The sequence below is a fragment of the Bacterioplanoides pacificum genome, from assembly GCF_042648445.1.
In the GTDB taxonomy this organism is placed as follows: Bacteria; Pseudomonadota; Gammaproteobacteria; order Pseudomonadales; family Oceanobacteraceae; genus Bacterioplanoides; species Bacterioplanoides pacificum.
The window spans coordinates 132,407-148,360 of sequence record NZ_JBHRYB010000025.1; the positions used below are offsets into that span (position 1 = coordinate 132,407).

Below are 15,954 nucleotides of genomic sequence, written 5' to 3' on the forward strand. Positions count from 1 at the left end.
CATCTAAGTCTGCTGCCTGAGCAACCGTTATTCAGGAATACCCACCGTCAGATCTTCCTGTGCTGCAAGGTCAGGTGGTACTAACCAGCGATTCAGGCGTTGTTTCAGGATTTTCAGCCCCTCACCGTTATGGGAGGAAAAGGTCTGAATAGTGACCAGATCACCCATATCCTTCACCGCCTTTTTCACCTGCAGCATCGTATTCTGCGCCGGGCCGCGTTTCAGCTTATCGGCCTTGGTCAGCAGAATATGCACCGGCATGCCTTTCTCCCGTGCCCAGTCGAGCATGGAGTTATCAAACTCCTTCAGCGGGTGGCGAATGTCCATCAGCAGAACCAGGCCGACCAGCACATCGCGCTTTTCCAGGTAGTTGCCCAGTTCTTTCTGCCATTCGTTTTTCTTGGCAACCGGCACCTTGGCAAAGCCGTAGCCGGGTAAATCAACCAGGCAGAGCGGCACTTCGCCGACCTGAAAGTAGTTAATCAGCTGCGTCCGGCCCGGTGTTTTACTGGTTCGGGCAAGTTTTTTATTGCCCGTCAGGGTATTCAGGGCGCTGGATTTTCCCGCATTCGAACGGCCGGCAAACGCCACCTCACGCAGTATATCCGTCGGACACTGGCTGAGCTTTGCCGCACTTTTAACGAAGTGGGTATTGGTATAGGTCAATGATTCTTGCTCTAACATGGGGTAAACGTAATGACCGTCCGGAAATTAATGTTATATAATGCATCGCCTTTGGATGACGCTCTCATTCTATCACAGGGCGATGAGTTCGAGGCTAAGCTTCTCAAAACAAGCAAAGAGAGAGACTCACACTATGAAAAAACTGGCTGTGATGGCTGCCGCAGTAGCGGCAATGAGCGCAAACGTAAACGCATTCGACGTAGACGCCAAGTACAAACAGGCCTGTGCTGCCTGTCATGCAATGGCCGTTGCCGGTGCCCCGAAAGCATTCGATAAAGCTGCCTGGGAGCCACGCCTGGCTCTGGGGATGGATGCTCTGGTTGCCAGCGTAACTAACGGTAAAGGTGCGATGCCACCCCGTGGCCTGTGCATGGACTGTACCCCTGATCAGTACAAACAACTGATTAACTACATGGCCGCGCCGAAGCAATAAAACGAATTCACTTACAACCTGGACCTGATGATGAAAAACCTGTTGATTAGCCTGATCGTTTCTGCCGGACTGATGTCTGTCGCCCATGCTGGAGACGCTGAAGCCGGTAAAGCAAAATCTGCTACCTGCGCAGCGTGCCACGGTGCTGATGGCAACAGCCTTGCACCAACTTTCCCGAAAATTGCAGGTCAGGGCGAACGTTATCTGATCAAACAAATCACTGACATCCGCGACGGTAATCGTCAGGTTCCGGAAATGACGCCGTTTGTAACTGGCCTGAGCGATGAAGACATTGCCGATCTGGCGGCGTACTTCGCTGCACAAGCGCCCACTACCGGCGGTGCCGATGAAAAACTGGCGCAACTGGGTGAACGCATTTACCGCGCCGGTGTTGAAGACAAAGGTATCCCGGCTTGTCTGGCATGCCATGGCCCAACCGGTGCCGGTATCGACGCAGCGGGTTTCCCACACCTGGCTGGTCAACACGCGACCTACACCGAAACTCAGCTGAACAAGTTCAGCATGGAACAACGCGCCAACGACGGCGGCCGCATGATGCGTGATATCGCAAAACGTATGCACGCCACCGAAATTGAAGCCGTTGCTTCTTACATTCAGGGTCTGCGTTAAGCGCAGCTCTGATCAAAAGCGGCTTCGGCCGCTTTTTTTATGCCCGCAGACTCATGTATAGCAGCGCAAAAGTTCTGACACGCTTTACAGAGCTTTTCACAGCCGCCGGTGGGCGCTGCTGTAACTTTTATGCAAAAATGCGGTCAGACGAACCTTTCCCGATCAATAACCAGAATAACTGGAGTAACACATGTTTTCTCAGGTGAAGAAATGGATGCTGGCCGCAACGATGCTGCTGGGTGCCTCTTTAACTCAGGCAGCGGCCTATGAAGCCGGTAAACAATACACAGTGCTGGATGAGCCGGTACCGGTATTGGCCGACGGTAAAGTCCATGTGGAAGAAGCCTTCTGGTATGGCTGTCCACACTGTTTCCACCTGGAAAGTGTGCTGGAACCGTGGAAAAAACAACTGCCGGACGATGTCCAGTTCACCGGTGTACCGGCCATGTTCGGCCGTGCCTGGGTAGTACACGCTCAGCTGTACCATGTGGCCGACGTACTGGGCATTCTGCCACAGGTGCACGAGCCGATTTTCCGCGCCATTCATGTTGAGCGTAAACGCCTGCTGGACAAAGACGATCAGCGTGATTTCCTGATCGAAAAAGCCGGCATCAGCGCTGAAGATTTCGATAAAGCGTACCAGTCTTTCACGGTTAAAAGCCGCATGAAGCAGGGTGACCAGCGTATCCGTGCTTTCAAAATTAACGGTGTACCGGCGCTGATCGTACAGGGTAAATACGTGGTTTCAGCCAGCACCGCCGGCGGCCAGGAAGCGATGCTGGACGTGGTCGATTACCTAATCGAGAAAGAACGCCAGGCATTAAAGGCGAACTGATCCGGCCGGAATGAGCGTTTATTCCACTCTGCAGGATTTTGTGGCGGCTCCCAGAGCCGCCAACAGCCTGCGGTTGTTATCTTTCAATATGCAGGTCGGTATCCAGACCGGCGGTTACCACCACTACCTGCTACGCAGCTGGCAGCATCTGCTACCCAGCAAACAACGGCAAACCGCACTCAGTCATATTGCTAACATCGTTTCCCCGTTTGATATCGTGGCGTTACAGGAAGCCGACGGCGGCAGCTGGCGCAGCCAACACCTGAATCAGGTACAAAACCTGGCACAACAAGCCGACTTCCCGCACTGGTATCAACAGATCAACCGTAACCTGGGCAAGCTGGCGCAACACAGCAACGGCGTGTTATCCCGCTTACCGGCACAACATATCGAACGCCATAACCTGCCCGGACTATTGCCCGGACGCGGGCTGATGATTCTTAAATATGGCCACGGCCCGGAGGCGGTTATCGTTGCTGTGACCCATCTGGCGCTGGGTAAAAAAACCCAGTTCAGTCAGCTGGATTATCTGGTTGAAGCGGTCGCCGACTATAAACATCTGATCATCATGGGTGACCTTAATCAGGAAGCCGAAATTCTGCTCAATCAGAGTCCGCTGAAACGCCTTAATCTGCATCCGGTCGACGCCGGCTTACAGACCTATCCCAGCTGGCAGCCACAACGCGGACTGGATCATATCCTGGTGAGTGACAGCCTGGTCCTGAACCGGGTAGCCGTGATTAACCACCCCTGCTCCGACCACTTACCCGTGGCTGCAGAAATATTCCTGCCAGGGCCGCATTAACCTCCCCGCCTTTCAGGCAATTCAACCGCACTCTTCTATACTTGGCGCAGATGCTAAGAGATTGACGAGGACCTTGTATGACTCAGGGAGGTGGTTCAGATTCCGCCCGGCGCTGGCGCGAGAAATATCTGAACCTGATTGAAGATCACGAAAAGCTGAAGCACAGCAGTGAAGAAAATCTGGATAGCTACCGCCGTGGTCTGGTCATGGTGTCCTTATTGGCTGAAGGCCAGTCACCGGCCGTTGATTCCCCCCTTACAACCCTGCGGGAGGCACTGAAACCCGGCGCCACCGGCATGGAAAAAGCCATGGACGAGCTGGAACGTGCCGTCCGCCAGTTCGAATCACAAAACTCCGCCCGTGCTGAAGTATTACTGGGCGAACTGAACGATGCTGCCAGCCGGTTGTTATTGTGTCCGCTGCCCCGGCCACTGCTGAAACGTATTAAACAGGTACGCAAACAAGCCGGCGCAGAACTGGCCAGCTGGTCTGGCTATATCAGCCAGTTGCAATCCTGGGTCAGCATCATGAGTGAAATTTCACAACTCGATGGTTATGACGAACAACCCAGCAAATGGTGGCAGCGCTGGTTTAAACGCGATGAACAGGCTGAAGAATTCAGTGACAACGAAGCGGACGTTCAGCTGCACGATGACCCCGACAATGGCAAAGAGCCCGGCTTTTCTCATATCGCTCAGGAGGTCTCCGACACCCTGATTAACCTGTTATCGCAGCTGGTGATTCCCGACCGGCTGGAAAACACCGCCAGTAATCTGCAAACCCGGCTGGGTAAAGGCCTGAACTGGTATGAGCTGGTACCACTGCTGGAAGACACAGCAGAATTTCTGATCGATTGTCTCGGGAGTGGCCAGCAGGAATTTGAACGTTTTCTGCAAACCCTGGATGATCGCCTGCAGGCGATCCAGACGCTGGTCAGCGATGCCAGCAACGGCCAGGCGGAACGCGAACAGGCACGTAAAGATCTCGATAACCTGGTGCGCGAACAAATCTCAGACATTCGTTCCGTGGTCACAGGTTCCGGCGACCTGGGCGAACTGGGTTCCAGCGTACGCGAACATCTGACCCTGATTGTGCGGGCAATGGAAAAATATCAGGAGGACGAGCGCGCCCGCGAACAACGGTTATCGGAAAAACTGGAGATGTTACAGGCACGCCTGAACGAAATGGAAAAAGAAGCCGGCCAGGCGCGCCGTATTATTGAAGAACACAAACGCCGCGCCACTCACGATGGCCTGACCGGCCTGCCCAACCGCGACGCCTACCAACTGAAACTGCAGGAAGAGCTGACCCGTAAAACCCGCTATGGCGGGCCACTGACTCTGGTGGTGGCAGACGTCGACCACTTTAAGCGCATCAACGATAATTATGGTCACCTGGCCGGTGACAAGGTGCTGCAGCTGTTATCCAAAGCGATGCGTAAGTCGTTACGCGATGTTGATTTTATCGGTCGTTACGGCGGCGAAGAGTTTGTCATTCTGATGCCGGAAACCAATGCCCAGGAAGCACTGGCAGCCACCGAAAAACTGCGCGCCAAGGTGGAATCCAGTCCGTTTAATTTCCGCAAAGAGCGGGTGCTGATCACCATGTCGTTTGGCATCAGTGAATTCAGGCCGCTGGAGGACGGAGAAACCGTGTTTGAACGAGCGGATAAAGCCTTGTACCAGGCTAAGGCAGAAGGTCGCAATCGCTGCATCGTCAACTGACCGGCCTGCCGCTGCTGAAAGTTACCCAATCAGCAGCCCGCTTTGCCACCTATCTGCTTGCCTTCTTCTTTCGTTTTGTTAAAGTCGCCATCCAAAACTTTCGAAACGAAACTTTAGTTATTTAAGCCGCCCAATTATGCCAAAAAGAAATACCGTTCAGCGCCGTCAGGGCATATTGCAATGCCTGCAGCAACAAGGCGAAGTACAGGTTGAGGCCCTGGCGCGGCAGTTCGAAACCTCTGAGGTTACGATCCGAAAGGATCTGGCAACGCTGGAAAAAAGTGGCATGCTGTTACGCCGTTATGGTGGAGCCGTACCGCTGCCGCGCGAGCTGCTGCCGGAACAGAGTGCCGATGCCGGCGGCAAAGCCGAACTGTCGTTACGCAAACAGGCCATCGCCCGGGCGGCGGCTGACTGCGTGCGCGACCATAACCGCATCATCATCGATTTTGGCAGCACCACAGCCGCATTGATTCCCCGGCTGAACCGCAAACAGGGACTGGTAGTGATGACCAATTCACTGATTGTCGCCAATGCCGTGCGGGAACTGGAAAATGAACCCACGTTACTGATGAGTGGCGGCACCTGGGACCCACATTCGGAATCGTTTCAGGGTCAGATTGCCGAACAGGTATTGCAGTCTTACGACTTCGACCAGCTGTTTATCGGCTGCGACGGCATTGATCTGCAACGCGGCACCACCACCTTTAACGAATTATTAGGCCTCAGCCGGGTAATGGCCGGGGCCGCCCGGGAAGTCATCGTGCTGGCCGAGGCCGACAAGGTCGACCGCCGCATTCCCAACCTCGAATTACCCTGGCAGCAGGTGGATATTCTAATCACCGATGAACGCCTCAGTAACGAACATCAACAACAAATAGAACAACAGGGTGTGCGGGTAATACGCACATCAGCAGATTAAAAACGGAGCAGTTAACATGTGTGGCATTGTAGGCGCAGTTGCGCAACGGGATGTGGTACAGATTTTATTAGAAGGCCTGAAACGACTGGAATACCGGGGTTACGATTCCGCCGGTGTGGCCGTTATCAATCCCGCCGGTGAACTGGGCCGTCTGCGTCGTCTGGGTAAAGTTCAGGCGCTGGCGGATGCCGTTGCCGAACAGCCATTACCCGGTGGCACCGGCATTGCTCATACCCGCTGGGCCACCCATGGTGAGCCATCAGAAGCCAACGCCCATCCACACGTATCCGGTGATATCGCCGTGGTACACAACGGCATCATCGAAAATCACGAAACCCTGCGCGATGAACTGAAAGCCCAGGGCTATGTGTTCACCTCTCAAACCGATACCGAAGTCATCGCCCACCTGGTGGAACGAGAACTGAAAAACCACGACACCCTGCTGGCTGCAGTAATGGCCACACGTTCGCTGTTGGAAGGTGCTTACGGCATGGTGGTGATCGACCGCAACGACAATAACCGCATGATTGTTGCCCGCTCCGGCTCACCTCTGGTCGTGGGTTATGGCATTGGCGAACATTTTGTTGCATCCGACCAGCTGGCGCTGTTGCCGGTTACCCGTAAATTTGCCTTCCTGGAAGAAGGCGACGTCGCCGAAATCAGCCGTGACGCCGTACAGGTATTCGACAGCAACAACCAGCCGGTAGAGCGCGAAGCCAAAGAAAGCACGGTAGAACACGACGCCGGCGACAAAGGTGAATTCCGCCACTACATGCTGAAAGAAATTTACGAGCAGCCACAAGCCATCGCCAATACGCTTGAAGGTCGCTTAGTCGCAGACCAGCTGAACCTGGATGCGCTGGGCGATTTAAGCGATATCGAACAGGTGCAGATCATCGCCTGCGGCACCTCGTATCACGCTGGCATGACCGCCCGTTACTGGATCGAACAACTGGCCGGTGTTGCCTGTAACGTCGAAATTGCCTCTGAATTCCGTTATCGCCAGTCCGTGGTGCGGCCAAATTCTCTGCTGGTGACTATCTCTCAGAGTGGTGAAACCGCCGACACCCTGGCAGCCCTGCGCTTAGCCAAAGAACAGGGCTTTGCCAAAACCCTGACCATCTGCAACGTGCCCGGCTCATCGCTGGTGCGCGAATCAGACATGGCGCTGATGACCCGCGCCGGCGCCGAAATTGGCGTTGCCTCGACCAAAGCCTTTACCACTCAGCTGGTTGGTCTGCTGTTATTAACCGCAGCTCTCGGCCGTGGCCGGGCACTCGACAGCGCCACTGAAAAACGCATTGCCGATGCCCTCACCCATTTACCGGGGCTGATCGATAAAGCGTTACACATGAACGCGGATATCGAAAAACTGGCAGAACAGTTTGCCGAAAAACATCACGCCTTATTCCTCGGTCGTGGCGATCAGTATCCGATCGCGATGGAAGGTGCGCTGAAGCTGAAAGAAATTTCCTATATCCACGCCGAAGCCTATGCCGCGGGTGAACTGAAACACGGTCCGCTGGCGTTAATTGATGCAGAAATGCCGATTGTCGTGGTGGCTCCCCACAACGATCTGGTGGAAAAACTGAAATCCAATATCGAAGAAGTCCGCGCCCGCGGTGGTGAACTGTACGTATTCGCCGACGAAGCCGCCGATATTCGCCCGGAAAGTAATATGCAGGTGATGGCCGTGCCACACTGCGATGATATCGTCGCGCCGATTCTGTACACCTTACCGTTGCAGCTGCTGAGTTATCACGTCGCGGTGATCAAAGGCACCGACGTCGACCAGCCGCGTAACCTGGCGAAGAGTGTGACGGTGGAGTAATGCGCCGCATTCTGAGCACCATCGCGTTATTGACTCTGTCAGTGCAGGCCGCACTGGCAGACGTCAACTTCGCCACTCTCCATAATTACGCGCAGCTGGCGGCAGATACCTATCTGCCAGCAGACACCCTTGAAGCCCAGCTGCAGCAGCAGAATCAGACATTGATTCATCAGGCGACCCTGGCGGATTCTCAGGTCAGTTATTTTCTCAGTCAGGGCCATGGCGTGCAGACCATTGCGATCCGTGGCACGGCCAATCTGGCGAATGTACTGGTCGATCTGGATATTGAGTTTCAGCCGGATAAACGCCTCGGTATTACCCTGCATAACGGTTTTCGCAGCGCCGCAGAGGCTGTCTTTAACGATGTCAGACCACGACTGATTAGCGGTAAACCGCTGCAGATTACCGGCCATAGTCTGGGCGGTGCCATCGCGGTGGTGCTGGCGATGTATTTACAGCAGGACAGCGCCGTTGCAGTTACTCAGGTCATTACGTTTGGCCAACCTAAGGTCACTAACCTGACCGGGGCAGACGTGTTCGCAGGTATTCCGCTGACACGAGTAGTCACTGGCAAAGATATCGTGCCACTGGTCCCCCCCATCAGTCCGCTGCAGATTAAAGATCTGGATATTTACTGGCATATGGGTGAAGAAATTATTCTGCTGGGTGAAAGCCGCTTTTCACGAACTTCAGGCGTAAAAAGCATGTTGCGCGCCAGCAAAATGATGAATGCCCTGCCGGACGCAAAGAATCTGGAAGCACATAAAATGGATACTTACCAAAGCCGTATTCAGACGCTGCAATCCTCTCCGCTTGAGGTGCCATATAAGATGGAAATTAATCTGTTCGGGCTGTCGCTGTGATACGCCCTTCCAGCGGAATGTCGGTGCCACTCAAACCACGCGGATAACCGCTGCCGTGCCATTTTTCTCCGAGATAACGGATCTGCAGATACTCAGGACGGTTTTCAATTACCGCAGTCAGGATAATGCGTATCCACAGATTGCTGAGTTAAGGCGAGTTGTTATTGCAGTGTAGAAGACAAACCAGCTCGTTTACCGGCTATTGAAAATCAACCCGCAACTGGTAATGTGTCTTCGCCTGCCGGGGCTCGGCTCCGGCTTTTCTTCTGGAGTTCACATTTAAGGAACTAAACTGTGAAAAAAACACTGTTTGCCATCGCTATGATCGCGTCTGCTCAGGCATCTGCCTTAGAGCTGGCTAAAGATGAAGCTTATATCACTGCCGGCCTGCAACTGACTGACTACGACGTCAGTGTGCTGGACGACTCTGTCGGTTTTAATGTGGGTATTGGTGCACCACTGACCGGCCTGAATACCAGCAACCCAAAGATCAAATTTGGCGTTGAAGGTGGCTATGTTTATTTTGGCGAATCATCCAAAAATAACTGGACTGCGTCCGGCAGCTCCATTTATGGCGCCGGTAAAATGAACTTTGCCCTGAACGACAAAGCCTCACTATACGCCAAGGCCGGTCTTAACTACGTTACGGTAGAAGTTGAATACGACGTTAACACTCAGTTTGGCAACTTTTCTTCTTCCGCTGACGATAGCGAAATCAAATTGCTGTGGGGTTTTGGTGGCGAGCTGAAACTGAACGAAAAAATGAGTGCCGGTGTTGGTTATACCTCCTATGCCAGCGATATCACCAGCCTGAATGCCAACGTAAACTTCCGTTTCTGATGGCTGCCAGCCCCGCGTTGACGGGGCTGCTTTCCGTTCTTACCGGATCTGACACAATGATAAATAAAAATAACGTTTTAATACTGCTGCTGGCAGTGCTGTTATCAGGCTGCGGTAGCGATGATGACAATACTGCTCCAACTGTGCCGACCATCCCTGAAGGATTCGGTAGCACCAATAATCTGGAAAACATCCGTGGCATTTGGTACCAGGATTGCTCTGAAATCGAAGGCAATCTGGCTAAAAAACAACGAGTTAGGTTGGATCAACGGGACATTGAGTTAACAGTCTGGGACTACCGCGACAAAGGCTGTACTGATTTGAGTGCAGTGAATACTTTTACTGGTCAGTATCAGCTTGAGCCGTCCTCTATATTTATAGACAAAAATGAAGTATTTCCTTTGGAAGTGATCTATGTTCGCTCCACTTCGACTCCCCATTCTCCAGCTGAGGTCGAGCTTCGTAATACGAACCGCACCTGCGACCGCGATGACTGGGAAACAGGTAAAAAAATTGACGTTTCTGACTGGCATAGCTGTTTCCCGTTATTCGATTTGCAAGACCGACAACATTTTCGCCTGGTGCGTAATCAGGGCGGTAAGCTATTTATGGATAATCGTCTGAAAGGCGTTGATGCCAATGGCTATCCAAAGGCCATCGACACCGATTGGTTTGATTTTCAGAGCACTCCGGATTAATCCAGCAGTCATCCACTGCGCATAAACGCGGTCAAAAAACGACCCGTATCATTTCTGCCCTACGCCCGGCACTGGTATCATGGCCGCTGTTTTTGCAACACAGGGCATCCGTCCTGTGCGCCGCTTTTGCTTACCGAGTTAAGGAACCGTATGTCTACCGTGACCACGCCAACCAATACCGTCAAAACCCTGCGTATCGCCACCCGCAAAAGCCCGCTGGCGATGTGGCAGGCAGAACATATCAAGGCCCGGCTGGAAGCCCTGCATAACGGGCTGCAGATTGAGCTGGTCACCTTCACCACTAAAGGCGACAAAATCCTCGATACGCCACTGGCCAAAATCGGTGGCAAAGGCCTGTTTGTTAAAGAACTGGAAACCGCCATGCTCAACGGCGACGCCGATATCGCCGTACACTCAATGAAAGACGTACCGATGGAATTTCCTGAAGGACTGGAGCTGGGCGTTATCTGTGAACGGGAAAACCCGTTTGATGCCTTTGTCTCAAACCAGTACCAGTCGCTGGATGAGCTGCCACAGGGCGCGGTGTTAGGCACCTCCAGTCTGCGCCGCCAGTGTCAGGCGCAGCAGTTACGTCCGGACCTGGAAGTAAAAAGCCTGCGCGGCAACGTACAGACCCGCCTGGGTAAACTTGATAACGGCGAATTCGACGCCATCATCCTCGCCGCCGCCGGTTTATTACGGATGGAAATGGACGACCGTATCGCCAGCTTTATACCAGCGGAACAATCATTACCCGCAGGTGGCCAGGGTGCCCTGGGCATCGAATGGCGGGCCAATGACGAAGCCGTTCACAATCTGATAAAACCGCTGGCCGACGCAGATACCGCCGCCTGTGTCACAGCAGAGCGGGCGTTAAACCGCCGCTTACAGGGTGGTTGCCAGGTGCCGATTGCCGCCTACGCCACACTGGATGGTGAACAGCTGAATCTGCGTGGTCTGGTTGGCAGTGTCGACGGCCAGCAGATGTTAACCACCGACCAGAGCGGCCATCGCGATGATGCCGAAGCGATTGGTATCCGCGCTGCCGAACACCTGCTGCAACAGGGTGCCGGTAAAATCCTGGAGCAGGTTTACGGTCACGAGGTGAAATAACAACGTGGCACTGAGCGACCGTTTTAAACGCATCATCGTCACCCGGCCCGATGGCCAGGCCGACGATCTGCTGGCCGCTATCCGGGCGTTCGATAGCCAGCCAGAGGTGGTACATCAGCCACTGATTAACATCGTGCCGTTCGCCGATGATCAGAGCCAGGCACAACTGCGCCAGCGTATGCTGAATATCGACCACTATTACGCCGTCGTGGTGGTCAGCAAAAATGCCGCTGAACACGGGCTGGCCTGGCTGGACAAATACTGGCCCCAGCCACCGCTCGATATTCACTGGATTACGGTTGGCCCGGCGACCGCCGAGGCGTTAGCCGGCGAAGTAGAGCCGCTCTACATGCCCGCCGACCGTTACGACAGCGAAGGCATGCTGGCACTGCCGCCACTGGCCGGGGTTGCCGGCGAAAAAGTGTTAATCTGGCGCGGCAACGGTGGCCGCGAAACGCTGGCCGCGGAGCTGCGCCGTCGCGGTGCGACGGTGGATTATGCCGAACTGTACGAGCGCCGGGAGATTCCCTACAGCAGCGCCCAATGGCACAAGCTGCTGGATAACGATACTCTGCTGCTGTTGAGCAGTGGCCAGGCACTGGATATTGTCGAACAACAGGTGCCCGACCTGGCACAACGGGTTGGCGCCATTCAGGTGCCCAGCCAGCGGGTGGCAGAACGCGCCGCACATCAAGGCTATCAGCAGGTATTAGTGGCCGCCAGCGCCCGAGATCAGGATGTGCTGGCACAACTGCAGAACTGAAGACTAACGATTTGTTTAAAGGAAAATCAGCGTGAGCAACGAAACTCATACCGAGCCTAAACAACCGCCGGCAGATGAAGGCAAAGCGGCCAAAACCAAAGCTGCTGAACAACCTGCAGCGGTACGCCGCGGGCCCCATCCGCTGTCGTGGGTGAATCTGGTACTGATGCTGGGTTTGTTTGCCGTTGCCGGATACGCCGGTTTTCTCGGCTGGCAGCAACAACAACAAACCAGTGGTGAGGTAGCGGTACTGCGCGATCGCCTGGCTCAGGCACAGGCCAGCACCGACGCGCTGCGACAACGTGAACAGGATATGCTGCAACAGGCAGCCGAGCTGACTGAGTCAGCCAACAGCCTGCAACAACAGGTCGCTCACAATACCGACCGGCTGGGTAAATTGCCCGGTGCTGAACGCCAGGACTGGTTATTAGCCGAAGCCGAATATCTGCTGCGCCTGGCAAACCAGCGCCTGCAACTGGAGCGCGACTGGGACGGCGCGGTCAGCATGTTAACCGCTGCCGACAACGTATTACTGGAAACCCGCAACCCACGTATTAATCCGGTGCGTGCTGACATTGCCCGGGAATTACTGGCCTTACGGGCTGCACCTGCCGTCGATCGGGTTGGTGCCATTCACCGTCTGCAGGCGTTGCAGCAACAGGTTACTGAGCTGCCCTGGATGCCGGAGAAAATGCTCGCTGAGGCGGACAACACACCACAACCGGTAGCCACACTGGAACAACAAGCCTGGTACTGGCAGTTATGGAACAGCCTGAAAAGCAGCGTCACTGGCATGGTGCGGATCCGTACCCGGGATGAGCCGATTGCCGCACCACTGACGCCGGATCAGCAATATTATCTGCAACAGAATATGCACCTGATGCTGGAACAAGCACAAGTGGCGTTATTACGTGAACAGGCTGAGCTGTACCGCCACAGCCTGACCCGGGTCAGCGACTGGCTGGATGACTACCTGATCGTTGATGATCAGCGTACTCAGGCGGCTCGCAGCGCACTGACAGAGCTGCAGGGCTGGGATGTCAGCCCGGCATTACCGGATATCAGCAACTCATTACTGAGGCTGCAAAAACTGGTGGAGCAGCAACGTCGTGGCACTGTATCCGGCGCTGACCAGCCAGTGGATAACGCCGATAAGGAGCCGGCGTCATGAGAATTCTGCTGCTGTTTCTGCTGACCACCCTGGTACTGGGACTGGGCCTCGGCACCCTGATCAATATCGATTCCGGCTATGTGTTAATCAGCTGGGATGTGCACACACTGGAAACCAGCTTCTGGTTTTTCCTGCTGATGCTAGCAGTCAGCAGTCTGCTGCTGTACCTGGTGATTCGTATCAGCCTGTTGTTACTCGGCAGCGACTGGCGCTTTAATGAGTGGCGCCGTCAGCGCCGCCGGGTCCGTGCCCGCCGTATGACCACCCGTGGTTTTCTCAGCCTGGCTCAGGGCCAGTGGCGCCGGGCGGAACGTCAGCTGCGCTCGTCAGCGGAAGATTCAGACACACCGTTAATTAACTATCTGGCCGCCGCCCGGGCGACCTACGAGCAGGGTAAAAGTGACGCCACCGACGAATTATTAAAAGCCGCCAGTCAGAGCACCAAAGGCTCAGAGCTGGCAGTAGGAATCACTCAGGTACAACTGCTGCAGTCCCGCGGCCAGTATGAGCAGGCGCTGGCCGTGTTATTACGACTGCGCAGCCAGCATCCGAAACACGCATACGTACTGAAACTGCTGGTGAAAACCTACCAGGAGCTGGAAGACTGGGTCGCCCTGAACGAGTTATTACCAGTGGTTAAAAAGGCCGCCCGCATTCCGCAGCAGGAGCTGGATAAGCTGGAACAGAAGGTACAGCTGCAATTGCTGGAGCGTGCCGTACGTGGCCATGGCATCCGCACGGTACAGGAACTGAAAGACACCTATCAGGAAATGCCCCGCGCTGTGCGCCTCAGTTACGCCATCGTAAAACGTTACATCGAACTGCTGATGGAACAGGGAGAAGAAAAACTGGCCGAGCAGGAATTACGCAATGCCTTACCCAGCGTCTGGCACGACGACCTGATCTGCCAGTATGGCAAGCTGCGTGGTGATACCAACCAGCAGTTGTTGTTTGTGCAACGGCAGCTGACCGAACGCCCGAACGATCCGGTATTGTTACTGAGCGCTGGCCGCCTGGCGTTACGCAATAATGACCTGGAAAAAGCGCGCGAGTTTTTACAAACCGGCTTACGCATCAATGGTATGGCAGAACTGCATGCCGAGATGGGACGGTTACTGCTGGCGGAAGGTGAAGAATCACTGGCCTGTGAACACTTCCAGCTGGCTCTGGGACGCTGAGCCTGAGCCGCTGACTCAGCTTAACTGACACGGCCGGGGCACTCCCCGACCGTGTCTGGCCTTCTGCAGCGGTTTATTACAGCGTGTTAAACACCGGTTTATTGCACCGAGGTTATTGCAACACTGCTGGCTTACCCGCCGCCTGGCGCACGGCCAGCCATTCTTTATGGCTGCGCGCCGCCTCTGCGGCCGGCAACTTCATTAACACCTCAAAAAAGTCTTCACGCAGATGGCTGGTCAGAATCTCATTACGTGGTCTGGAGCGCACCACATACACGCTCTGTACGCTCTGATGATCAAATGCACGCCACTGCTGCTCATCTTTCACACCGCTATAACGATGCCCTTCCAGCGCTTTAATCAGCGTCGCGGTTTTCAGCGAACCACTGCGCTCCACGGCATCTTTAAACTGATAAACGATGTTATACGCCGACGCCGCTGAACTGGATGGATGCACCTGATATTTATCCAGAAAGGCTTCAACAAAGGCTTTGCCACGCGGATAGTCGTATTGATACGGCACCTGCCAGCTCCACGGCACCGCACCAATCACCCCTTCCATAATGCCGGCGCCGGCAATCTTCGCCATCCCCAGCGTCAGACTGGGAACAATAATCTGCATCTGTTTCTGCAGCTCCATCCGTTGCGCCAGCCGTAAGGCCAGCGCCATATCGTCACCAAACTGAACCAGCATCAGCACCTCAGCCCCGGAAGCTTTTGCCGCCTCCAGGGCGGCACTGAAATCCGACTCGCGCGGCCGCGGAAAGGTCACCTTCATCCCCGGATGTTCGCTGTTATCCATTGATCCGGTAAAGCGTCGTAAGGATTCTTCGGTGCTCCAGCCCCAGCTGTAATCGGCGGTGATATAAAACAGCTTTTTGCCCTGCAGCTGGTCGCTGAGATAACGCCCTAACGCTTTAGAAGCCATCCAGGCGTTATAGCTTTCGCGGAACATATGTTTGTGCCCTTCGACACCGGTGGTGCCGTTGGCGTAGGTGAGGGTGCCAAAGTACAGCAGATCGCGTTTCGCGGCGGCTTTTCCCGCTGCGATGGCCACCGCACTGGAAGCCCCGCCAAACAACATAGCCGCTCCCTGGTCGGCCAGCTTAGCAACATTGGCGACCGCTTTATCCGGCTTTGAGGCGGTATTGGCGGTTAATAGTTCCAGTGGCTTTCCCTGCAAACCACCAGCGGCATTGATTTCTTCGATCGCTAGTAGCGCCCCACGAGCCTGCATAATGCCCTGCTCTTTATAACGCCCGGTAGACGGGTAGTTCAGTCCCAGTTTGATTGTTTCTGCAGCCTGCAGCAACGGTGTTGCCAGTAACAGAGTCAAGATGATTCCCTGGCCAACATAACGCCAGCCCGCTAATCCGCGCATTGCACACTCCGGTTGTTTGTTATTGCCGCAGCTTCAGATGAGGAAGCCTGGCCTTATTGTGGATAAGCGCCCGCTGGCATCCG

Annotated in this window: 17 protein-coding genes; 14 read left to right on the top strand and 3 right to left on the bottom strand. The window is 54.7% G+C overall.

Features of this window, described 5'->3' with window-relative positions:
* Positions 1-27 precede the first annotated feature (27 nt).
* On the bottom strand, positions 28-684 hold the full coding sequence (yihA, locus tag ACFOMG_RS17555) for a ribosome biogenesis GTP-binding protein YihA/YsxC (protein ID WP_376868592.1): 657 nt from the start codon (positions 682-684) through the stop codon (positions 28-30).
* A 133-nt stretch (positions 685-817) separates the two neighbouring features.
* Here yihA and ACFOMG_RS17560 point away from each other — a divergent pair, with 133 nt between their 5' ends.
* From ACFOMG_RS17560 to ACFOMG_RS17595, 8 genes are all read left to right on the top strand, one after another.
* Positions 818-1,117 carry a c-type cytochrome gene (locus ACFOMG_RS17560; RefSeq protein WP_376868594.1) on the top strand — a complete coding sequence of 100 codons (300 nt, stop codon included), beginning with the start codon at positions 818-820 and terminating at the stop codon, positions 1,115-1,117.
* A gap of 30 nt (positions 1,118-1,147) precedes the next feature.
* Positions 1,148-1,747 carry a c-type cytochrome gene (locus ACFOMG_RS17565; RefSeq protein ID WP_376868597.1) on the top strand — a complete coding sequence of 200 codons (600 nt, stop codon included), beginning with the start codon at positions 1,148-1,150 and terminating at the stop codon, positions 1,745-1,747.
* A 190-nt stretch (positions 1,748-1,937) separates the two neighbouring features.
* Positions 1,938-2,582, top strand: a complete 645-nt coding sequence (locus tag ACFOMG_RS17570) for a thiol:disulfide interchange protein DsbA/DsbL (protein ID WP_376868599.1) — start codon at positions 1,938-1,940, stop codon at positions 2,580-2,582.
* A 10-nt stretch (positions 2,583-2,592) separates the two neighbouring features.
* On the top strand, positions 2,593-3,387 hold the full coding sequence (locus tag ACFOMG_RS17575) for an endonuclease/exonuclease/phosphatase family protein (RefSeq protein ID WP_376868601.1): 795 nt from the start codon (positions 2,593-2,595) through the stop codon (positions 3,385-3,387).
* 77 nt (positions 3,388-3,464) lie between these two features.
* Complete coding sequence (locus tag ACFOMG_RS17580; protein WP_376868604.1) at positions 3,465-5,111, top strand: GGDEF domain-containing protein; 1,647 nt, start codon at positions 3,465-3,467, stop codon at positions 5,109-5,111.
* Positions 5,112-5,247: 136 nt separating this feature from the next.
* Complete coding sequence (locus ACFOMG_RS17585; RefSeq protein ID WP_376868606.1) at positions 5,248-6,033, top strand: DeoR/GlpR family DNA-binding transcription regulator; 786 nt, start codon at positions 5,248-5,250, stop codon at positions 6,031-6,033.
* 16 nt (positions 6,034-6,049) lie between these two features.
* A complete protein-coding gene (gene glmS, locus ACFOMG_RS17590; protein WP_376868609.1) occupies positions 6,050-7,864 on the top strand; it encodes a glutamine--fructose-6-phosphate transaminase (isomerizing) in 1,815 nt (604 codons plus the stop codon).
* The gene (locus ACFOMG_RS17595; RefSeq protein WP_376868611.1) at positions 7,864-8,727 is read left to right on the top strand and encodes a lipase family protein; all 864 of its coding nucleotides are present in this window, start codon (positions 7,864-7,866) and stop codon (positions 8,725-8,727) included. Before glmS ends, ACFOMG_RS17595 begins: the two co-directional genes overlap by 1 nt.
* Here the strand turns inward: ACFOMG_RS17595 and ACFOMG_RS17600 are convergent.
* Positions 8,702-8,761 (bottom strand): hypothetical protein, encoded by a 60-nt coding sequence (locus ACFOMG_RS17600; RefSeq protein WP_376868702.1) that lies wholly within the window; start codon positions 8,759-8,761, stop codon positions 8,702-8,704. The two genes, ACFOMG_RS17595 and ACFOMG_RS17600, sit on opposite strands and share 26 nt — an antisense overlap.
* A 260-nt stretch (positions 8,762-9,021) precedes the next feature.
* Here ACFOMG_RS17600 and ACFOMG_RS17605 point away from each other — a divergent pair, with 260 nt between their 5' ends.
* From ACFOMG_RS17605 to ACFOMG_RS17630, 6 genes are all read left to right on the top strand, one after another.
* Complete coding sequence (locus tag ACFOMG_RS17605; protein WP_376868614.1) at positions 9,022-9,567, top strand: outer membrane beta-barrel protein; 546 nt, start codon at positions 9,022-9,024, stop codon at positions 9,565-9,567.
* A gap of 56 nt (positions 9,568-9,623) precedes the next feature.
* Entirely contained in the window at positions 9,624-10,265 is a 642-nt protein-coding gene (locus tag ACFOMG_RS17610; RefSeq protein ID WP_376868616.1) for a hypothetical protein, read from the top strand.
* Positions 10,266-10,415: 150 nt separating this feature from the next.
* A complete protein-coding gene (gene hemC, locus ACFOMG_RS17615; protein WP_376868619.1) occupies positions 10,416-11,378 on the top strand; it encodes a hydroxymethylbilane synthase in 963 nt (320 codons plus the stop codon).
* A gap of 4 nt (positions 11,379-11,382) precedes the next feature.
* On the top strand, positions 11,383-12,141 hold the full coding sequence (locus ACFOMG_RS17620; RefSeq protein WP_376868621.1) for a uroporphyrinogen-III synthase: 759 nt from the start codon (positions 11,383-11,385) through the stop codon (positions 12,139-12,141).
* A 31-nt stretch (positions 12,142-12,172) separates the two neighbouring features.
* Complete coding sequence (locus ACFOMG_RS17625) at positions 12,173-13,312, top strand: uroporphyrinogen-III C-methyltransferase (protein ID WP_376868623.1); 1,140 nt, start codon at positions 12,173-12,175, stop codon at positions 13,310-13,312.
* Complete coding sequence (locus tag ACFOMG_RS17630; protein WP_376868625.1) at positions 13,309-14,490, top strand: heme biosynthesis HemY N-terminal domain-containing protein; 1,182 nt, start codon at positions 13,309-13,311, stop codon at positions 14,488-14,490. Before ACFOMG_RS17625 ends, ACFOMG_RS17630 begins: the two co-directional genes overlap by 4 nt.
* Positions 14,491-14,602: 112 nt before the next feature.
* On the opposite strand, the gene ACFOMG_RS17635 is transcribed toward ACFOMG_RS17630, so the two are convergent.
* Positions 14,603-15,871, bottom strand: a complete 1,269-nt coding sequence (locus ACFOMG_RS17635) for an ABC transporter substrate-binding protein (protein ID WP_376868627.1) — start codon at positions 15,869-15,871, stop codon at positions 14,603-14,605.
* Between the last annotated feature and the right edge of the window lie 83 nt (positions 15,872-15,954).